Origin of the sequence: Sphingobacterium bovistauri, assembly GCF_020295405.1 — a bacterium.
Classification (GTDB): Bacteria; Bacteroidota; Bacteroidia; order Sphingobacteriales; family Sphingobacteriaceae; genus Sphingobacterium; species Sphingobacterium bovistauri.
The window spans coordinates 23,722-45,120 of record NZ_JADEYP010000032.1 but is presented as its reverse complement, the minus strand read 5'-3'; the positions used below and the strand labels follow the sequence as shown (position 1 = coordinate 45,120).

The following is a 21,399-nucleotide window of genomic DNA, read 5'->3' as shown; positions in this document are numbered from 1 at the left end:
TATAAACTCTTCTATTAGCAATAAAACAGAATCCAAAACTGTCAATAATTACAAAATATCCAAAATATCCTCTGTATCCAAGTATGCAGCTTAACAATTAGAAGTTTTCTTAAAAATCGAAATAAAACAAAGAAGCTGCCCTTTTTGGACAGCTTCTTCTTATTTTTACAGTGTTATCATTATCTATCTTGTTGAATACAAAAATAAAGCAGCTTTTTACAGTAATAAAAAATTACACTATTTTAAACTACGTCAAATAGTGCTCTTGACTAACATGATTATTAATTGATATCATTTTGTAATTGTGCTAAGTAGTTATATTGACGACCTTTGATAGCTGCTTCAGTATCTTTTTTTCGACCTATAAGCGCACCTATCCCCAAGCCAATTGGTAGACCAATACCAATTAACGCCATGTTTTTCAAAGCTGTTCCTAGTATTATACCGAAAGGAATGCCAAATGCAGTCATGCCTATAGCTAACCATTTTTTACTGTAATATCCTACAGGTACAATTTTTAAATCTTGCTCAATGAAGTTGATAATCTCATTTTCTGTCAAATTAACTAAGCGAAATAATGCGCCATTTATTTTGTTTGAAGAATTTAGATTTTGGATTTTATAGTTAATTTTTTCAATTAAAATTTCCGACTCTATACGTGATTCCACGACAGTAAGTAGATTTTGCAATCGAATATATGCTTTCGTCAGTTTGTCATTAGGCATCCCAGCGATTAGATCGGTTTGTAATTGAATTAATTTCATATTAATTGCGTTGTTAAAGGTATGTGATTGGGTAGATGATATTATATGCTAAGATTTTTTCAGCGTGCATCTTAACTTACAATAAATATAATTATAATATTTTATTTAATCAATATATATTGTTAAGTATAAGTTTTTTTTACAATATATTTCTGCAATTTTACAATAGTATGGCGAAATATTTTGTGATAGAGAACCGTTTATAATGATTGTAAAACATGCCTCATACGAGAACAATACTGTGGGATGGTAAGTAAGTAAAGAGGCTAATAAACATGTTTTGATGGCTGCACTATGCTATAATCTTAAGAAATACGTAAAGTTGGTTCGCAAAAATTCCCAAATCATAGCCCAAAGTATGACCGTAATGCAAGGTCAACTTTTGTTTTATCAAAACGGACTTATCAACTTGCAAATAAGCCAATCTAAGCGCTTCAAATTTCTACAATAAATCATCACTAAAAACAACAAACCGCGCTTAAAAAGGCTTAAACGAGGTTAAATATTCTTGATTTTTAACTTTTAGAAGGAGTTGTGCAACAGTTACCGATCTTGTACGATCGTTATGTTATTTTTTGTTTTATTTCGTCAAAATTTTCAGCTAAAAGTAGTTTGTAGAATTCTTTTACTTCTAACCAATCTTTAGCTTTGTAATTTGATTGAACTCCTTCAAATACAATTGCCAAATTTAATTCTTTGTCAGTTTCAATAACATTTTCATCGTCAGTTATTACTGAAACCCAAAATGCTCCGTGTTCATCATTGGTTTCTTGAATTTCAATAATTGCTTTTTCAATATCGGTAAAATCAATATTATCTTTATTGTAGCCTTCAGCGTATTGAATATAGTTTTCGCTCATAATTTAGCTGATATAATCCCAAAATTTATCCATTGAATTATTTAAATATGAATTTAAGGCAAATTCAAAATCATCACTAATATTTTTTTGAAGAATTTCATTCGTTAAGTCAGGTCTAATAGCCCAAATCCAACAAAGAATTTCTTCATTTAATGGTGGATTATTGTCTGGAATAAATTCGATAAATCCTTCGTTTACTCCGATTGCATTTATAACTATACAATCTACAACTGATAATCTTTCATCTAAATTTTCAAAATCAACTATTTCTTCAAAAGTAATTTCGTTTGGATAATTTTCGATTAATTCTTTAAGCGTTTTGTTTTTCATAATGTCGTACAACGTTTTCGGGCTTTGCGTTCAGCAGGTTTCGGAGCACAAAATTTCAATTTTGCATTTAAACCCGCTTTTGATAATACGATGTTAGCTGTAGTGCTTGTTATTTTTCTGTTGCGTTTACAATTATTTTTCCAGTTAAGTACATGCTATGATAAGTTGCAAAAATTAATTCGAATTTAAAGTTGTTTTCATTTTGTTTTAAATCAGTTTTATAAAATGAGTTTTTAAATTGAATTTCATCTTCCCAGCTTTTACAAATTTCATCTATGAATGGTCGTGCTTGAATTTTGTTGTCTTTGAGTATACATTCAACATTCAACATTTGATTTTTATTGGATAACGATTTTGTGAATTTGATTTTTTTTATTCCGTGAATTTTGCTTAATCCATATTCAAAATCTGCTATAAATCCTCCTATGTTTTGAAAATCATAAGGCTTACATTCAACTGGAAGATTCATAAAAAAAGATTCATAATTCCAATAATTAAAATCAGACCTTAAAATTTTAGTTATTTTTCCGCGACCAACAGTTTTAAATCCTTCTCTTGCCTCAAAATATTGTCCTTCTAAAAATTGACCAACATGAAAATGTGGGCTTAATGTTCGTATTTTAACTTTTACTGTTTCACCAGGGTTACAAATTTCTTTGTCTATAAATTCCTGTGGTGCATCCCAATCTTTACCCTTGTAAAAAAACTGGCCTCTATACCCTGAATTTATATAACCTTTTCTTCCTCCTTCTTGCTCAGTTAAGTAATATATTTCGCCTTCAAGTTCTGGATTGGAAAGTTTAATTTTTTGATTTAACATTATTTGGATATGTTGTTTTTAGCATTACAGCTAACGTACCGGCGGCTTGGCGTCAGTGGCGGAAATTGAAGCGAAAAGTTTCAATTTAGCGACATTGTAAGCAAAAGCCAATTAATTGATTAAATTTAAGAAAAAAGTCAATATAACCACGAAGTGCTCACGAATTCATTATAATAGAAAAATAAAATAGATAAGTAATTGGCTTTTTTGCGGAATAGAAAGCCCAAACTTCAAAGTTTGCCTTAATTCTCCATTGCGCTAAACCCTTGTGCATGTTGCACAACTCAATATGGTAAAAAATGCGTATCTTATAGTATGCAAGGACGCAAGAATTTCACTCCTCAATTATTTTATCAAACTAGTTTGGAAAGTTTAGTTCCCAAGGATAACTTTTATCGGATATTGCTTGGCGAGCTGGATTTACATTATTTGTATGCATCTACTTCTAAGTATTACGGTAGAGAAGGACAAGGCAGCATTGATCCGGTAGTATTCTTTAAGATATTGCTAGTTGGCTATTTGAATAATATCAATAGCGACAGATTGTTATTGCGATTTTGTGGAGATAGCTTGAGTATTCGCTTGTTTTTGTGTTATGATTTGGATGAAGAGTTGCCTTGGCATTCGACGATCTCACGCACACGCCAACTGTATGGTGAAGAAGTTTTTTTAAGTTTATTTCAAGAAGTTTTGCGCAAATGCATAGCTAAAGGTATGGTTCGTGGTAAGCGTCAATGTGTAGACAGTGCTTTTATGAAAGCCAATGCGAGTATGGATTCTTTGATCGAAAAGGAGATTGTGGATGATGTGAAGGCTTATACTGAAGAACTGAATATCCATTCGGAATATCAAGTTACGGCACAGAATCAGAAAGAGGTGGAGCAACACCATGCATGGAAGAAAGAAACCTATAAAGATATGCCAGGCTCACGGATGACCATCCAAAAGGATGAAGATGGTGAGGAGATCCGTCCAAAATTTCTGAGCAACCACACGCATTATTCGCCTACAGATCCTGATGCAAAGATCTCGACCAAACCGGGCAAGCCTCGTCAATTGAATTATGCTGGTCAGCTAGCTGTAGACGATGCTCATCATGTGATTACAGGTGCCTGTGCAAGCACAGCTGGGAGCAAGGATAGTGCTATTTTTTGTGAGATAATGGATCAGACTATCGATAACCTGAAAGAAAATAATATCGAATTAGAAGAAGTTATTGCTGATGCAGGTTACAGTAGTGGGGGTAGTTTGCAGTATTGTGAAGATCACCATATTGATGCATGGATACCGAATTTTGGACAATACAAACCCGAGCGTGAAGGTTTTATTTTCAACGCAGATCAAGACCGTTACGAATGTATTAAAGAGGGCGGGAATAGGGCGATTTTACCCTTTAAAGGTATCCGAAGAGACAGCAAGGGTTACAGCAAGAAAACGTTCAGAAGTAGCGAGAAGGATTGTAAAGATTGTCCTTTACGCGAGCATTGTTGTGGTAAGGTGAGCAAGTTTAAGAAGTTGGATGAGAGTATTCATAAGCCACTTTATGACAAGATGCACCAAAAATTGACAGCAAACAAAGCTTATCATCGACGATGGTAAAGCGTAGGAGTAGTACAGTAGAGCCTGTTTTGGGGACATTGATCAACCACCACAATATGAAGCGGATAAATAGTCGAGGTCTGGCGCAGGCAAATAAACATGTTTTGATGGCAGCACTATGCTATAACTTGAAAAAGTATCTGAAATTCAGTCGCAAAAATCCCCAAATCCTAGCCCAAAGTATGACCGTAAAGAAAGGTCAACTTTTGTTTTATCAAAACGTACTTATCAACATGCAAATAAGCCAATTTAAGCGCTTCAAATTTCTACAATAAATCATCGCTAAAAACAACAAACCTCGCTTAAAAAGGCTTAAACGAGGTTAAATATTCTTGATTTTTAACTTTTAGAAGTAGTTGTGCAACAGTTACCCTTGTTAGCTGATGTAATTTATGGTTTGCAATAGATTGTTACCTCTGTATTTAGTTCCTGACAGCTTGATATTAGAGACGAAACAAACCATAAAATTTGTATTGTTTCATTTCTTTCTGCGAAATAAACACCATTAGTTAGATTTTCTAAATACGTTTCTAAGTCTGATTTCGAAATAAAATCTATTACAAGAACTACATGTTTCCTAAGATATGGATTGTTTATTGTCTCTTTAAACTGATTAATTATTTGATTTGCATTTTGCCCTTTTCTGCTTCTTGTAATTTGTGTGTTTACACCGTCTGAACTATTGTAATTTGAGTTCCAAATGTTTCTTTTGCTTTCTAGTTGAAAGTCTTGGGGTGTTAAGTTTCCAAGATTTTTTTGTGCTTGACCAACAATATCTTGAAATGCCGAAGCCGAAGCGTTAGATGATTTGTGTTTTGAATGAAAGAATGAAATTTTATTTTCAGAAATTCCTATATGGTCTGCCCATTCTTTTGATAAATCGTCACAAATGAAATAATCAAAGTCGTTTTGAAAGTTGTCCTCAACAAATCTGAAAATTGAATTAGTTTCAAATAAAGTTGAAGTTGCCAAAAAAGCCCCCTTCTCGGATGTTACATTATCAAGGTCATTGTGTGGCTGAAAAATTTTTAAAAAATTAGGAATACTACCAATAAGACGACTGTCTTTAAACAGTTTTCTATTTGTATATGCTAGGTCTATATTGTCAAAATTAATGATAAATGAATTTTTGCCATTAATGTAATCGGTTATCGAAATTTCATTTCCATTGTCATGTATAAGCTTTACATTTTTCAATTTTTGTGAACGGACAGTAATTGATTTGTCATTTAATTTTATTTCCAAGTCCTTACTAGTACTATTCTCAATGCTGTGTATTCCTCCATTTGTAAATACTTTACATAAGCGTTCAAATTTTGCTAAGAAATCGATTAGATTAAAATCTTTATCTTGATTTTCGCCATCATCATTTATGTATCTTATAATAACTCTATTTATTAATCCCTGCTCAAAATCTGTGTATATATTGCTAAAATTAAAAAGTATAGAAATTGGCACTAATGTATCTTTAAGAACTTCATAATCTTGTGGTTCAGCAAAGATTGATAAAAAGGTATTAGTGTTTATGTGATTTTTTATTTGGTGTACAAGGTTTTTAGACCAAAAGCAGAAATTTTCTATCGAATTTTTCTTTCCAAATTTATTTATTCTTGATGAATTCAACATTAAAGATGTTTTCTCTTCATTATTTTTTAGTCTTAACGAGTTTAGTAAATAATTGCTCGCTCCAAGTGCAGAAAAGTTTTCTTTTAAATCAATTGCTTCAATTGTTTTTTCTCTTACTGCTTTATCTGATACATTTAGATTTTTGAGAGAAAATTTTTCAAAACTGGTATCGTCTGTTACAAATAAAGTAGATAATACCGAATAGTCTAATGGTTTGAATTGTTTGATAAAATCTTGAAGTTTACTGATATTTTTTTTACTAATTACGATGTAATCTTCAATTTCAACAATAAGCAAATATGCAATCTTCTCCTCCTCCCAATTGGCTAGTTCTTCTTCTATAAAGGTTGGTTTTGTTGTGTATTTAAATACGCAAACTGAATAATAAATATCCTCATCGTCATTTAGCTTTAATCTAATTGAGTTTAGGAGGTAGTTTCCTGTTTTTACAGAAGATACTGTTCTGAAGATTTCAGTTATTTTATTATTTGAAATTTGCACATCATCACTATTCTCGTAGAAATATGCATTTTCGTTTATTAAAATATTTTCGATTTTCTCTTGAATTGTCATCGGAGGTCGGTTATTATATCAGCTAACATAATTATAAACGCAATATAATATTTTTTCTTAGAAGTGTAAAGTTGTTTATAACTTTCTGTTATATAGTTAGTTTTATTTTAATTCAGTTTTGCGGTATTTGTATAAAGACACATATTTATAGTTTATCTTTATTTGTTTTGCGTTATGAATTTTTTAATAGAAAATTATAAAATTGAGGAATCCAGAAAAGAAAATAGGCATGTGTTAGTGTTTCATTTTTCAATGGATAATAAATTGCGTAAGGAATTAAAAGAATTTTTACCGACCGTAAGGTGGTCTATGACAGACAAGGTGTGGTGGGTTCATGATACAGTACCGGTACGCAGATTATTAGGTATGAGACCTCGTGATTTTACTGGGGAAGAGTTGCTTGTGCATATGTCTACTATTAATGCTGTAGAATTCAATAATTATTTAACCGAATTACATCTAAAAGGATATAGTCCTAATACTATAAAAACCTATGCTGTCGAATTTGCACAATTACTTTATGTATTGAAAGATAATGCTGTACGTGATTTAACTACCGAAAAATTAAGATCATATTTATTTTATTGTATAAAGGTACAACAGCTTTCTGAAAATCAAATTCATAGTAGGCTTAATGCGCTTAAGTTTTATTTTGAGTCCGTATTGAAACAAGAAAAGTTCTTTTTTGAGATTCCGCGCCCTAAGAAGATAAATTTGTTGCCAAAAGTATTAAGCACAAAAGAAATAGCAAGGCTTTTTGGTTGCACAACGAATCTAAAACACCTGATGATGCTTAAATTGTGCTATGGCATGGGCTTGAGGGTGAGTGAAGTCGCAAATTTGCACGTATCTGATATTGATTCAGATCGAATGCAAGTACGTATTAGTTGTTCCAAAAATAAGAAAGATCGGTATGTACCTTTGCCCGAATCAATTTTGCCTGAACTAAGAGCTTATTATATACAATACAAACCTAAAGATTATTTATTTGAAGGACAGTTAGGTGGTACTATAGCCATACGTACGATACAAGCAGTTTTTAAAATTAGCATGCGTAAAGCTAAGATAAATAAGAAAGTAGGTATACATGGGCTAAGGCATAGTTATGCTACACATCTATTGGAATATGGAACGGATATGTCTTTTATTCAAAAATTATTGGGACATAATCATATTTCGACAACTGAGATTTATGCACAAGTATCCAATAAAATCTTGTCTAAGGTACAAAGCCCACTTGATAGGATGTAAAAGAAAAGGATATCTTTACGAGATATCCTTTTCTTTAGATTTTTTTTCTGCCTTTTCTTTTTGTTTGCGTTGAAAATCCGCGACTTCTATAATACGTGGAATACTGCTTTTAGGTGCCATATTACGTAGTTTCTTGAGTTTTTTGCGGTAGCGTATCGCTCTAAATGTGCGGTTATCTTTATAGAGATTCCAATTCATTAATAATACAGAGAAAAGCACGATTGCTAATCCTGCTATTTGTAAAACGGTAACTTGATGATCCGTGAAAAAATAGACTAGGGCAAGCGCAACAATTGGATTGACATAAGCATAGGTACTTACTTCTGTGGCAGGTCGCACTTGCAAAAGCCAGATGTAAGAGCTAAAGGCTAATATAGAGCCCATTAGCACTAAGTAAATCATTGCTCCCCAGTCTGCAGGATGCACTTGGGTGTAGTTGAAAGCTGCGTATTCACCTTTGACTAATGCTACGATGGTAAAAGCAACACCTGCTGTTACCATTTGCCATGCCGTTTTTACCATTACATTAAGCGAAGGCTCTTTCTTTTTGTCCCAAGACTTCGGCTTTTGATAATATTTTGAATATAAAGAACCAATAGTCCATCCTATAGTTCCCAATACCAAAACTATCATGGCGGTAATGTTTTGGGATTTCTCTTCTTGGGGGATAGAATTGGTCATTAATTGTTCTGCAAATAGCATGACTACGCCTGTAAACCCAAAGGCTAGCCCCATAATAATCGCTGGACTTGAAAAGTTTTCTTTCCATTTTGGTTTGTCAAAAATTATAAACCAAATAGCTGTAGCAGCAGACAAAATGGATACAATACCGCTGGATATGTATTGCTCAGACCAAATAATCGCAGCCATATCTATGAATAGCAATAGAAAACCAACGAAAACAGCTTGCTTAATATCCGCTTTGTTGAATAATTTATAGCCACGTAGCTTGCAGTAGCCCATTAATAATGAACCTGCGATAATAAATCGAATAGACCCCAGTACAAATGGGGTGAACGAACGTAGAGCCTCCTCTATAAAGAAAAAAGTGGAGCCCCATACAATGTATACAACGAGATAAGCTGCAACAATTTTAGCAGCAGATATCTTTTGATCTTCCATTATACCGTTTGTGTTGGAATAACTAATTTTTGTTCTTCTTTTACAGTTTCTAATACGATAGTGGTACGCGTAGAAATGATTCCTTCGATTTTCCCCAATGTATTGCGCATAAGATCGACCAATCCAGCAGCGTCATTAGTCCTAACTTTAATCAAATATCCATCATCACCTGCGATATCATGTACTTCTTGCACTTCTGGTATTTCAGCCAATAAGTATGCAACACCTTGTTCGCCAATAATGTCTGATGTTTTAATAAAAATAAAAGAAAGTAGATTTTGATCTAATGCAGCCGGATTTATTTTTGCATTGTATTGCAAGATAACTTCTTTTTGTTCTAGTTTTTTGACACGTTCTAGTATTGCAGAAGGAGCCATGCCTAGTTCTCGTGCAATATCAGCATTATTAGTACGCGCATTATTTTGCATAATGCGTAGTATCTGATAATCAATATTGTCTAATGAAATTTCTAGTTTTTTCATAATTCTGCAAAATTAGTAATTTTTAGAATAATATTCAAATTTTTGGTGTTAAATACGAATTTTGTTCTACAGTGATGTTTTGTGCGTTTTTAAAGGTAGGTTGTGTTTAATCTACTTGCGTTTTTTTTGCGTTATTTAAATTAAAACAAACACAAACACAAACATAAAATAATAGGGTTGTAAACTATCAAAAATAAGATTCTTTATGTAGATTTGTTTACATTAATGTTGAATTTTAACAAAAGTATGTCACTATCATTAGAAAAGCTTAAAATCGAAATTGAAGGAGAGTTATATTTTGAAGAGAACAATCCTAAACATCAAACTATTTTAGTTGCCTATTCGACTGATGCTTCTGTATATCAGGAAAAGCCGTTGGCTGTAGCTATACCTTATACCAAGTCTGATTTATTGAAATTGATTGATTATGCTAATGCACATCAAATTACATTGATACCACGTACCGCTGGTACATCATTAGCAGGACAGGTTGTGGGTAAAGGAATAATTGTTGATGTTTCGAAGTTTTTCAATAAGATCTTGGAAGTGAATGAGCAAGAACAATGGGCTCGCGTGCAACCAGGTGTGATTCGTGATGATTTGAATGCGTATTTGAAAAGTTACGGTTTGATGTTTGGTCCCGAAACTTCTACAGCAAATCGTGCAATGATAGGAGGCATGATTGGTAATAATTCATCAGGCTTACATTCTATTGTTTGGGGAGATACACGCGAAAATTTGATAGAAGCGAATGTTTTGCTCAATGATGGTACTGAAGTTATTTTTAAGGAGTTAAATAACCAAGATTATTTTAAAAAGCTTTCACAAAAAGATCGCGAAGGAGAAATATATCGCCAGCTAAATGATATTATCAGTAATAAGGATAATATTGATGTCATTGATTCGGGGTATCCCAAAAAAGATATCACACGACGTAATACAGGCTATGCTTTGGATTATTTAGTGGATATATCGAAACCTTTTAATCTATGCAATCTTTTGGCTGGTTCAGAAGGTACCATCGGTATCGTAACAGAGGCTAAGATTAAATTAAGATCTCTTCCTCCAAAAGAAATAGGTTTGTTGTGTGTTCACTTCTCGGATATGGTGGAATGTATGCATGGTAATGTGGTTGCATTGTCACATAATCCTGAAGCTTCGGAGCTGGTGGATAAATACATTTTGGATTTCACCATAGGACATCCAACTTATCAATACAATAGATTTTTTATTGAAGGTGATCCACAAGCTTTATTGATTGTCGAATTTAGAGCTGATAATGTTGAAGATATTATTCAGAAGGCGGATGCATTAAAAGAAGATTTAATTAATCAAGGTTTAGGCTATGCTTATCCTTTAGTTTTGGGAAATAAGGATACCAATTTGGTCTGGGATGTGCGTAAAGCAGGTTTGGGATTGATTCGTAATTTGCCGGGGGATGAACAACCCGTTAATTTGATTGAGGATTGTGCTGTTTCTCCAGTGGACTTACCAGCTTATGTAGCAGATGTACAACAATTATTGAAAGACGAAGGTGTACATGCTTCTTATTATGCGCATGCAGGAGCAGGTGAGTTGCATATTGAGCCCTTTGTAAATTTGAAATCAGCAGAAGGTCGACGTCAGTTTCGCTCTATTTTAGAGAAAACTACAGATCTTGTGTTGAAATATAATGGTTCATTGAGTGGTGAGCATGGAGATGGTCGACTTAGAGGTGAATTTATTGGTAAGGTATTGGGAGATAAAGTATATGTTTTACTGCAAAATGTGAAAAATATTTTTGATCCAAATGGAATTTTCAATGCAAATAAAATTGTCAATACACCACCAATGGATACTTCACTACGCTATGATAATGTCGTAGATGGCAAAGAAATTAAGACTTATTTTGATTTTACGAAAGACGAAAGCATCTTACGTCTAGCAGAAAAATGTTCGGGATCTGGTGATTGTCGTAAGACAGAAATCACGGGCGGTACGATGTGTCCTTCTTTTATGGCTACACGCAATGAAAAGGATACGACACGAGCGCGAGCTAATATGTTGAGACAGTTTTTGACGAATTCTACAAAGCAAAACCGTTTTGATCACGAAGAGATTAAAGAGGTCATGGATTTGTGTTTGAGTTGTAAAGGTTGTAAGACAGAATGTCCATCTAGTGTGGATGTAGCGAAGATGAAAGCAGAGTTTTTGCAACATTATTACGACGCTAACGGCGCACCTTTTCGCTCTAAAGTAATTGCTAATTTCACTAAGTCACAACAGTTGGGCTCTTTGGTAGCTCCGATTTATAACTTCTTTTCACAAAATAAATTTACTTCTGGTGTTATTAAGCAAATCGTAGGTTTTGCACCAGATAGATCTTTGCCAGAAGTATCGGGTACCACGTTGAAACAATGGTTGAAAAAGCAAAATACGCCAACTTCAAAACGTAAAGTATATCTTTTTTGTGATGAATTTACAGATTATAACGATACAAGTATCGGGCAAACAGCTTATAAATTGTTGACAGCATTGGGTTATGAAGTGTTGTTTGCTCCACACAAAGAAAGTGGACGTACGTATTTATCAAAAGGTTTTGTCAAGGAAGCGAAGAAATTGGCTAATGCGAATGTTTCCATGTTAAAAGACAAAATAACTGCTGATATACCACTTTTAGGTATCGAGCCTTCGGCAATTATTACTTTCCGTGATGAATATTTAACCTTGGTAGATGTAGCTTTGAAAGCTGATGCCCAAAAAATTGCTTCACACACGTTTATGGTGGATGAGTTTTTAGCGCAAGAAATAGATAAAGGACATATTCATCCAGAACAATTTTCTGTCGAAAAACAACATATCAAATTGCATGGTCACTGTTATCAAAAAGCTTTCCACCTGGTTGGCTATACGGAAAAATTATTGTCCTTTCCTGCAAATTATAGTGTCGAAGTAATTCCTTCGGGTTGCTGTGGTATGGCTGGTTCATTTGGGTACGAAAAAGAGCATTATGATATTTCGATGAAAGTTGCGGAATTAGTGTTACTTCCTGCTGTTCGTACAGCTAAAGAAGATACAATCATCGTGGCAGCGGGTACTTCGTGTCGTCACCAAATCAAAGATGGTGCAGCTCGTAAATCCTATCATCCGGTTGAAATTTTGTATAATGCTTTAATAAAATAAAACTTTATTGTAATTTGAATACTTTAATTAGTAAAGTAAATATTATGAAAGCTATAAAATCAATATTGGCTACAGCGTTGGTGATCGGGATGTTAACAGGTTGTGGTAATTCAGGCAATTCCAATCAAACAGCGGTAACAGGTACTTCGTTGGAGAAATTCACTAACGATAAGACTGCTGCAAAACAACAGTTGTTTTTACGTATCGTGGATGAGTCTCAAACTGATTCTTCACATTTGTATGTCGCTAAATCTGTTTTTGAACAGGATACTGTAGGATTGCAAATTGAAGTTTTAAAAAATATAATTCCAGGTGTAAATGGTCAGGGGCGACCTACAGAAGAAGGATTTGTGAAAGCTGCAATGAAATTTTCATCGATTGGTGCTGAGTCAGATAATCTAGTAAAGGCTTTAGCATCTATGTTTGGTTCTCAGTCAGGAGGATCTTTTGCGAAGGAAACACTTTTGCCAACTGTATTTTCATCGAATACCGTGGCGGTAGATTTGACAAAAAAAGCAACATACAGCTTTAAGTTGTTTTTTGATAATACAGTGGGTGAGCCTGCTGAGGTTTTTGCTACATTAGATTTGTACAAGCGTTCCTTTGAAATTGGTGAAAAGGATGCATCATATCGAACACAATTACTTTCAGCTTTGGAAGGTAAATAAATAAAATAGGCTTATCAACTTTGATAAGCCTATTTTATTTATATATATGTTGATAGATTGCTTTACTGAGGATGTTGATAGCTTGTTCGGCTTCGATCTCATTCATATGCCCAAATCCTAAACGCATACCGGTAATGTATTGATTTTGGTATAATAAATAGTTGGGTATTGTAAGATTTAGTGTTTGACAATACTTTGCTATAGATAACAGTGGTAGTTTGCTACTGAATGTAATCCAGAATGCTAATCCTGATTTAGGTGTTTCAAAATCGACGGTTTGTTCCAGATTTTGAGTTAGAAGCTGTTGAAAGTAATCTCTTCTTTTTAGGTATGTTTTAGTATTTCGATGAATCTGTCTTAATAAAAGTCCTTCCTTGATATATTCCACAATTGTTTTCTCAATCAGATAATTTGAAGGTGATTGTAGGCTGTTTTTTACCTTTATCAATTCTGAAATAACATTATCAGGAGCTATGATGTAGGCTATATTATACGGTGTAGGTAATAGGTCTTGAAATGAATTAAGATAAATGACGCAGCCATGTGTGTCCATTTTTTTGAGTGTGCTTAGTTTGTTTTTAGCATATACAAAATCACTCGAATTATCATCTTCAATGATTATGCATTTGTACTGATTGGCTAAAAGAAGTAATTGTTGTTTTGTGTCTTCATCTATAGATTTTACAGTCGGGTATAGGTGGTTAGTCTGAAGATAAATTGCTCTTATGGTATATGTTTTGAACAGACTGTGTAATTTATTGAAATCTAATCCATCTTCGGTTACGCCAACAGGAAGAATATCTATGTTAGCGTGTTTGAGCTTCATGTGTACCGCATAATTACCTGGTTCAATAATAATTACTTTATCATTAGCTTTTAGTAGCGTTTGGATAATTGTATTTATAGCCGTAGTATTATTGTTTGTGGCAAGTATTTGATGCGTACTTAAAGTTAAAGACTTAGTAACATGAATGTAATTGATAAGCTGATTTTTAAGACTTTCATTTTCTTGAAAGAAATCTCTATTTAGTGTGTTTGTTGTTGTTTTTTTTAGACTAATTGAGGATAAAGTTTGATTCATCTCTTTAAGTGGTAATAAAGCGTTGTCTGCTGTGCCATCAGTAAAGTAATATTCGCTGGTAATTGTCGTATTAGGCAATTCCAAAATGATGTTCCTATCTATTGTAAAATCTGCATTTATTGGGTTTTCTATATTATGTATATGCGTTTGAGGAGTATTTTTTAGTTTTTTTGCGGATACGAAAACTCCTTTTTTAGGGATTATATCTACCCAGCCTTGTGCAGAGAGTTCGTCGAATGCTGAGACGACGGTATTGCGGTGTACGTATAGAGCTGTGCTTAACATTCTACTACTCGGTAATTTGCTCCCCGTACTCAGTGCTTTTGTATGTATCGCGTTAATAATTCCTTGTGCTATTTGTAAATAAATAGGTGTTGAGTCAGTACGCTCTATTCGTATGTAAGTACTTAATATCTGCAATTCTGGACTATTCATTGTTTTAAAACTGGACTAGATGAATTAATTCGAAATATAACACATTTGCAACACTTTAAATAATTATTATCCGCATGAATAAAAAGTTAGTTGCGTTTATTTTTTCTAGTTTATTAGCGAGTCATTTTGTTTTGGCACAAACTGCAGCGACCATGAGACAAGACTCGATTGCTGAGGTTATTATATCGGAAAACCGATTCCAAATTCCATTTGCGAAGCGAAATAGGAATATTGAAATCATTACGAGCGAAGACATTGCTAGGCTCTCGGTTAAGTCAGTCAATGAAGTGTTGGCATATATGAATGGTGTAGATGTCCGTCAAAGAGGGCCTTTTGGTACCCAAGCAGACATTAGTATTGATGGCGGAACTTTCGAGCAGGCACTTATTTTACTTAATGGCGTAAAAATTTCTGATCCACAAACGGGGCATCATACCATGAATATTCCAGTTGCATTAGATGCTATTGAGCGAATCGAAGTTTTGCGAGGCCCTATGGCTCGTGTATATGGTGTTAATGCATTGACAGGAGCTATAAATATCGTCACTAAGACTGCAAATAGTAATGCGCTCTCTGTACATGTGCAAAGCGGTTCTTCGTTTGAAAATAAGGCTGAAAATGACGGTGATGGCAAATATTGGGGCGGAGGCCTGCAGGTGGTAGGGCAATTGGGTAATGAGAAATTGCAAAATTTGTTTTCTCTATCTGGTCAAAAGTCAAATGGTCAACGCTATAATAGCGCGACACAGGATTTTCGTTTGTATTATCAAGGTGCTTATTCTATTAATGAGCTTAATTCATTAGAATGGTCTGCAGGATATATTGATAATGAATTTGGAGCTAACGGCTATTACGCAGCACCTGGTGATAAAGAGTCTTATGAGCTAGTTAAAACTGGATTCGCTCATTTTGCAACTAAACATTACTTGAGTGAAAACTTTTATATCAGTCCACGTATCTCAAATCGATATAATACGGATGATTACCGTTACTTCCGCAATGACTTAAGTAAGGCACGTTCTGAACATAAAAACAATGTTTTATCATTTGAGTTAAATAGCCGATTATCCACGAAAGTAGGTGATTTCGGAATTGGTCTGGAGATAAGAGATGAAGATGTGAAAAGTAATAATCTTGGTAATCATTCGCGTGAAAACTTTGGTTCATATTTAGAATATCGTACTGAATTAATTCCTAAAATAGCACTTCATTTAGGTGCCTATAGCAATTATAATAGCAATTACGGTTGGGAGATTTATCCTGGCGTAGATATTGGTTATCAATTTTCTAAAAATTGGAAATTGAATGTTAATGTTGGGAAAAGTCAACGTATTCCATCGTTTACAGATTTGTATTTAAAACAACCTGCTAATATTGGTAATCCAGATTTGAAATCTGAATATGCGTTGCAATATGAGGCTTCGGTGCAGGGGGCAGTTGGTAAGTCACAATTGGAGATTCGTTATTTCTTCAGAGATATTAGCGATTTCGTAGATTGGGTCAAAAATACGGGTAATATATCTGATCCTGCTGAAATAAGTAAAATTCCATATAAACCATATAATTTGGGGAATAATAGAATGCATGGAATAAGTGCTTCTTTAAGTCGTACGTATTCACTAGGTAGTAGTAGAAAACTTTCTTATCGATTCGGTTATAATTATTTAGCTCCTGAAGAATTGATGTATACTAATGGTGTAATATCTAAATATGTTTTAGAAAGTTTAAAGCATCAGGGGTTAATCAGAATAATGTATTCGACTTCTAAATGGGAATTCAGCACGGGAAATAGATGGATAAAAAGAGAATTGAATGACCCTTATTTTTTATCAGACGCACGTATAGCTTTTAAATTTAAATCATTAAATGTATATACCGATTTGACGAATTTAGCTAATGTTTCGTATCAAGAGTCGGGTGCTGTTCTAATGCCTAAACGATGGTTTACAATGGGGGTGAAGTGTATTATTAAATAATCAAAATCCCTATTTTTAGGTATGATAAAGCTAGTCGTTAATAAGTATTTTTGTGGAAAGGTATTGCTACTACCAAAAGATTATTTACTTAACTATGTGTGAAAAGAAAAAAAGCATCTGAGGAATCAGATGCTTTTTTATGTTGTAGTAAAATCTATTTGATGAATTTGCCTACTTCTTGAGCTAAGTCAATGATTTTGTTTGAATAACCCCATTCGTTGTCATACCAAGATACAACTTTTACGAAGTTATCATTCAATGAAATACCAGCTTGTGCATCGAAGATTGACGTACGCGCATCACCTAAGAAATCTGTAGATACAACTTCGTCTTCAGTGTAACCTAAGATACCTTTTAATTCACCTTCTGAAGCCTCTTTCATTGCTTTTTTAACATCTTCGTAAGAAGCGCCTTTATCTAAGCGAACTACTAAATCTACTACTGAAACATCGGCTGTAGGAACACGGAATGACATCCCTGTTAATTTACCTTTCAATGAAGGTAAAACTAAACCTACTGCTTTAGCTGCGCCTGTTGATGAAGGGATGATGTTTTGGTAAGCACCACGTCCACCTCTCCAATCTTTCGCTGAAGGACCGTCTACAGTTTTTTGAGTAGCAGTCACGGCGTGAACTGTAGTCATTAAACCTTCAATGATACCGAATTTATCGTGTAATACTTTAGCAATAGGAGCTAAACAGTTAGTAGTACATGAAGCGTTTGATACAATATTTTGATCTGCTGTTAATTCTTTGTGGTTTACACCCATTACGAATGTAGGTGTATCATCTTTTGCCGGAGCAGACATGATTACCTTTTTAGCACCAGCATCGATATGTTTTTGTGCAGTGTCTTGTGTTAAGAATAAACCAGTAGATTCAATAACAACTTCAGCACCTACTTCATTCCATTTTAAGTTTGCAGGATCTTTTTCAGCAGTTACACGGATAGTTTTTCCGTTTACTACTAAGTTGCCATCTTTTACCTCTACAGTACCGTCAAATCTTCCGTGAGTAGAATCATATTTTAACATGTAAGCCATGTAATCTGGTTCTACTAAATCGTTGATACCTACGATTTCGATATCAGCACGATTCACAGCAGCTCTGAAAGCTAAACGACCAATACGGCCAAATCCGTTAATTCCAATTTTCATTTTCTTAATTTTTATTAATGTAATATTTTATTAGATTTTGAATAGGTTCTTTATTAATTGTTTGAATATTCAAATGATATTCTTTAGCATATTCCATAAGCCAATCTTGGTAGTGATGAGCTACTGATCCAGTCAAACTGATAGGGGAGTCTGGATATTGGTCAAGTAATGGTAATATGTAGGTGCTTATATAAAGGTCAAGACCTTTTTTAATAGTATTTGAAAGGTAAGTCTCATGCCTATTTTCATAGAAAAAATCAGCGAAAGAAGTCAAAAATATATTAGGATTTGGGTTGTTGTAAAGTTTCTCCAATATATATTTTCTGTCCAAATTATATTTATCATCTAATTTCTCACGAAAACCTTGAGGCATTGCATCAGTTAGGTAATCACGCAATACTTGTTGGGCAATCCAGTTTGTGGATCCTTCATCTGCCAAAATGTAACCTAAACCATAGTTATTAGGTACTATTTTTTTACCAGTATAATAAGCTGCATTGGAACCCGAGCCAATAATACCTACGATGCCTTTTTCATCTCCAAAAGTAGAGAGGGCAGAGGCATCCAAATCGTGCGAAGCCTTTACTTTAGCATTTTTGAAGAAGTTAGAAAATACGGCAACGATTTTATCCTGTCTTTCTTTTGATGATGCGCCGGCTCCAAAGAAGAAAATTTTACGAATTCTTTCTGCATTGTAGAGCAAATCCGTGTTTTTATTTAAGAGTTGATTGATAAAATTTTCATCTTGAATATACGAATTGATACCTGCTGTACGAAAACCATGCAATAGTTTTCCTTTGTCAGCAAGTCGCCAATCTGCATATCTAGATCCAGTGAAAATTACTAAAATCATATAGGAATATTATTTGTTCATAATATTTGCAATTTCTAATAACTCATCATCCAATTTAAACTCTTTATTGTTTAATGCTTCCTCTAATGGAGTTATTATCATTTGGTTTCCGCGAATACCTATTGTTCCGCGTGTATTACCTTTGATAAGTTCGTTGACTGCGGTATACCCCATACGTGTAGCAAGAACTCTGTCAAAACTACTTGGAGATCCTCCACGTTGCAAATGCCCTAATATACTAACTTTTATGTCAAGATGATTAATTTTATCTTTAACAATTTTAGCAACATTATACGCACCACCATTTTTGTCACCCTCAGCAATGATAACAATCATAGATGTTTTTTGACGAGCTTCAGCAAACTCTAATTCTTCGATCAGGTTGTCAATTCCTGAGTTTAATTCGGGCAGAAGAATTGCTTCAGCACCACCACCTACACCAGCATTAAGTGCAATACAACCTGAGTCCCTACCCATCACTTCAACGAAAAATACACGGCTATGAGAAGAAGCTGTGTCACGTATTTTATCAATAGCGTCTATTACAGTATTATTCGCAGTGTCGTAACCTAATGTGTAGTCAGTGCCGTATAGATCATTATCAATAGTGCCTGGTATACACATTACAGGAATGTCATATTCTTTAGAGAAGAAATCGGCACCTGTAAATGTCCCATCACCACCGATAGCTACTAAAGCGTCGATTGCATGTGCTTTGATATTATCATAGGCTTGTTTTCTACCTTCTTTAGTTTTGAATTCTAGGCAGCGTGCTGATTTTAGTATTGTACCTCCTTTTTGAATGATTGAACTTACCGAACGACGATTCATGTCAATAAACGAACCTTCAATCATTCCTTGATAACCATGATAAATACCAGTTACAGCTATATTATTATAAATAGCAGTTCTAACAACTGCACGAATTGCGGCATTCATGCCAGGTGCATCACCACCCGAAGTAAAAACTCCAATTCTTTTAATATCTTTCAAAGTAATTTAGATTAAGTTCCCACGAATATAATGTGTATTTTTTACACTATTAAATTTTTATCCAATTATTTTTTGTTTGTTTGGCAATTTTTATCCATCTTGTCGCTGTTAATCAAACGTATTTAAGCGTTTATTCGGTTGATTGACTGAGATTAGTTTAATAACGCCAAAAACTTTAAATTATTGGTTGTTTTGAATTTAATTGCACTAATTTGTGGTAAGAGTTTTTTAACAAAATAATTATTTAGGGAAATTATGTTGTCATTTTTTACAGTAGATTGTTTGATATTTACCTTTCATGAAGGTAAGTTGAAAGTCTTGTTGAATGAGCGTAATGAGTATCCTTACCGCGATTGGTGGGCTATGCCTGGGTATTTTGTTGATAAGCAAGAGGAGATGGAGGAAGCTGTTAATCGTATTGCATACGAACATACAGGCTTAAAAAATATCTATCTAGAGCAATTAGTAGCAATGGCTGGACTTAAGCGACATCCAGAAGGACGTATTTTGACGGTGGCTTATATGGCATTGGTGCGTTATGATGATGTTAAGAATAAAGTTAAGCCTGTCACAAACTATATGCGTCAAGCTAAATGGTTTGATGTGAATGAAGTCCCAGAATTAGCATTTGACCATAATGATATCTTAAAATTAGGTCTAGAAAAATTGAAACGTAATTTAAATTACTCAACCGCTTCGTTTGAGATTCTACCCGAAAAATTCACTTTAACCCAGTTGCAACAGATTTATGAAGCAGTACTAGGGGAGACGCTTGATAAACGCAATTTTAGAAAGCGAATGAGTAATTTAGGCTATCTTAAAGAATTAGATGAATATCAAACAGGTGTTTCCTACCGAGCTGCTAGACTCTACAAGCTAGATAAACGCAAATTCTTAAAACTGTTCGCTTAGAATAGTATTTTACTAAACAAAACTTTTTTGTCAGATAATTGTATTTTTTTAGTACAATTCGAAGTTCTATTTAAATGTTTTGTATTTTTGAACATTCTTTTGTTAAAGTCAAAAGTAAAAAATACAAAATGGATAAAAGAAAAGAGGAAATAATAGAGATTGCTATTCGTCGATTTTCTCATTATGGTTTTGCAAAAACCACAATGAATGAAATTGCTGATGACCTTAAAATTACTAAGGCGAATCTGTATTACTATTATCCAGAAAAGATTGGGCTGATTAAAGATGTCATTGCCTATATTTCGCAGGATTTAATAGTTGATGAAGAGAGGTTAGTTTCTGGATATAATGGTGATTTTTTAGGTACAATGTTTGCGTTGTTAAGCTTTCGAGCTGACCATATGCGTAAGTATTATATGCTTTACATTAATGAAAATCTAGATTGGATTAAAGATCATCAGTTTACTGAATTTATTGATGAAATAGAATGTAAGGATTTATCAGTATTACAAACATTGCTTCATAAAGCTGTGGATGAGGGAACTCTAAAATTAAGTAATATTGAAGAATCTACTTATGTATTGCGAAATATTATAAAAGGATTAGGATTAATACATACCATACGAGATGTAATCTGTGGTATACCAAATAAGGAAAATATAGATAAGATATTAGATAGCCAAATTAGCGCTATCAAATTAATTTTTGAAGAACGTATAGTTACTAATAAATAAAA

Annotated in this window: 19 protein-coding genes; 8 read left to right on the top strand and 11 right to left on the bottom strand. The window is 33.8% G+C overall.

The window, feature by feature from the left end:
* Positions 1-281: 281 nt before the first annotated feature.
* The 4 genes from IPZ78_RS14655 to IPZ78_RS14640 form a co-directional block, all read right to left on the bottom strand.
* A complete protein-coding gene (locus IPZ78_RS14655; RefSeq protein ID WP_225554737.1) occupies positions 282-764 on the bottom strand; it encodes a hypothetical protein in 483 nt (160 codons plus the stop codon).
* Between the two features lie 563 nt (positions 765-1,327).
* On the bottom strand, positions 1,328-1,624 hold the full coding sequence (locus tag IPZ78_RS14650; RefSeq protein WP_225554736.1) for a hypothetical protein: 297 nt from the start codon (positions 1,622-1,624) through the stop codon (positions 1,328-1,330).
* Positions 1,625-1,627: 3 nt separating this feature from the next.
* The gene (locus tag IPZ78_RS14645) at positions 1,628-1,954 is read right to left on the bottom strand and encodes a hypothetical protein (protein WP_225554735.1); all 327 of its coding nucleotides are present in this window, start codon (positions 1,952-1,954) and stop codon (positions 1,628-1,630) included.
* A 109-nt stretch (positions 1,955-2,063) separates the two neighbouring features.
* Positions 2,064-2,774, bottom strand: a complete 711-nt coding sequence (locus IPZ78_RS14640; RefSeq protein ID WP_225554734.1) for an EF-Tu C-terminal domain-related protein — start codon at positions 2,772-2,774, stop codon at positions 2,064-2,066.
* Positions 2,775-3,089: 315 nt separating this feature from the next.
* On the opposite strand from IPZ78_RS14640, the gene IPZ78_RS14635 reads away from it, so the two are divergent.
* Together IPZ78_RS14635 and IPZ78_RS14630 are read left to right on the top strand one after the other, a co-directional pair.
* Positions 3,090-4,373, top strand: a complete 1,284-nt coding sequence (locus IPZ78_RS14635) for a transposase (RefSeq protein ID WP_225554733.1) — start codon at positions 3,090-3,092, stop codon at positions 4,371-4,373.
* On the top strand, positions 4,367-4,648 hold the full coding sequence (locus IPZ78_RS14630) for a transposase (protein WP_225554732.1): 282 nt from the start codon (positions 4,367-4,369) through the stop codon (positions 4,646-4,648). The genes IPZ78_RS14635 and IPZ78_RS14630 overlap by 7 nt, the downstream gene beginning before the upstream one ends.
* Positions 4,649-4,763: 115 nt before the next feature.
* On the opposite strand, the gene IPZ78_RS14625 is transcribed toward IPZ78_RS14630, so the two are convergent.
* The gene (locus IPZ78_RS14625; protein ID WP_225554731.1) at positions 4,764-6,500 is read right to left on the bottom strand and encodes a hypothetical protein; all 1,737 of its coding nucleotides are present in this window, start codon (positions 6,498-6,500) and stop codon (positions 4,764-4,766) included.
* Positions 6,501-6,746: 246 nt separating this feature from the next.
* Between IPZ78_RS14625 and IPZ78_RS14620 the strand changes: the two genes are divergently transcribed.
* On the top strand, positions 6,747-7,823 hold the full coding sequence (locus IPZ78_RS14620; protein ID WP_225554730.1) for a tyrosine-type recombinase/integrase: 1,077 nt from the start codon (positions 6,747-6,749) through the stop codon (positions 7,821-7,823).
* A gap of 15 nt (positions 7,824-7,838) precedes the next feature.
* On the opposite strand, the gene IPZ78_RS14615 is transcribed toward IPZ78_RS14620, so the two are convergent.
* Positions 7,839-8,945, bottom strand: a complete 1,107-nt coding sequence (locus IPZ78_RS14615; protein WP_225554729.1) for an EamA family transporter — start codon at positions 8,943-8,945, stop codon at positions 7,839-7,841.
* Positions 8,945-9,427, bottom strand: a complete 483-nt coding sequence (locus IPZ78_RS14610) for an Lrp/AsnC family transcriptional regulator (RefSeq protein ID WP_225554728.1) — start codon at positions 9,425-9,427, stop codon at positions 8,945-8,947. The genes IPZ78_RS14615 and IPZ78_RS14610 overlap by 1 nt, the downstream gene beginning before the upstream one ends.
* Before the next feature lie 246 nt (positions 9,428-9,673).
* Here IPZ78_RS14610 and IPZ78_RS14605 point away from each other — a divergent pair, with 246 nt between their 5' ends.
* Both IPZ78_RS14605 and IPZ78_RS14600 read left to right on the top strand, forming a co-directional pair.
* Positions 9,674-12,589: an FAD-binding and (Fe-S)-binding domain-containing protein gene (locus tag IPZ78_RS14605; protein ID WP_225554727.1), complete on the top strand. Its 2,916-nt coding sequence runs from the start codon at positions 9,674-9,676 to the stop codon at positions 12,587-12,589.
* Positions 12,590-12,633: 44 nt separating this feature from the next.
* Positions 12,634-13,257, top strand: a complete 624-nt coding sequence (locus tag IPZ78_RS14600) for a hypothetical protein (RefSeq protein WP_225554726.1) — start codon at positions 12,634-12,636, stop codon at positions 13,255-13,257.
* A 34-nt stretch (positions 13,258-13,291) separates the two neighbouring features.
* Here IPZ78_RS14600 and IPZ78_RS14595 read toward each other — a convergent pair whose 3' ends face one another.
* Positions 13,292-14,773 carry an aminotransferase-like domain-containing protein gene (locus IPZ78_RS14595; protein ID WP_225554725.1) on the bottom strand — a complete coding sequence of 494 codons (1,482 nt, stop codon included), beginning with the start codon at positions 14,771-14,773 and terminating at the stop codon, positions 13,292-13,294.
* A 74-nt stretch (positions 14,774-14,847) separates the two neighbouring features.
* Here IPZ78_RS14595 and IPZ78_RS14590 point away from each other — a divergent pair, with 74 nt between their 5' ends.
* Entirely contained in the window at positions 14,848-16,749 is a 1,902-nt protein-coding gene (locus tag IPZ78_RS14590; protein WP_225554724.1) for a TonB-dependent receptor plug domain-containing protein, read from the top strand.
* A 154-nt stretch (positions 16,750-16,903) separates the two neighbouring features.
* Here the strand turns inward: IPZ78_RS14590 and gap are convergent, their stop codons facing one another.
* The 3 genes from gap to pfkA are packed head-to-tail and all read right to left on the bottom strand — an operon-like array spanning position 16,904 to position 19,751.
* Positions 16,904-17,905 carry a type I glyceraldehyde-3-phosphate dehydrogenase gene (gene gap / locus IPZ78_RS14585; RefSeq protein ID WP_225554723.1) on the bottom strand — a complete coding sequence of 334 codons (1,002 nt, stop codon included), beginning with the start codon at positions 17,903-17,905 and terminating at the stop codon, positions 16,904-16,906.
* Between the two features lie 4 nt (positions 17,906-17,909).
* Positions 17,910-18,758: a hypothetical protein gene (locus IPZ78_RS14580; RefSeq protein ID WP_225554722.1), complete on the bottom strand. Its 849-nt coding sequence runs from the start codon at positions 18,756-18,758 to the stop codon at positions 17,910-17,912.
* Positions 18,759-18,767: 9 nt separating this feature from the next.
* A complete protein-coding gene (gene pfkA / locus IPZ78_RS14575; RefSeq protein WP_225554721.1) occupies positions 18,768-19,751 on the bottom strand; it encodes a 6-phosphofructokinase in 984 nt (327 codons plus the stop codon).
* 255 nt (positions 19,752-20,006) lie between these two features.
* Here pfkA and IPZ78_RS14570 point away from each other — a divergent pair, with 255 nt between their 5' ends.
* Together IPZ78_RS14570 and IPZ78_RS14565 are read left to right on the top strand one after the other, a co-directional pair.
* Positions 20,007-20,663: an NUDIX hydrolase gene (locus IPZ78_RS14570; RefSeq protein WP_225554720.1), complete on the top strand. Its 657-nt coding sequence runs from the start codon at positions 20,007-20,009 to the stop codon at positions 20,661-20,663.
* Between the two features lie 128 nt (positions 20,664-20,791).
* Positions 20,792-21,397, top strand: a complete 606-nt coding sequence (locus IPZ78_RS14565) for a TetR/AcrR family transcriptional regulator (protein ID WP_225554719.1) — start codon at positions 20,792-20,794, stop codon at positions 21,395-21,397.
* Positions 21,398-21,399 lie beyond the last annotated feature (2 nt).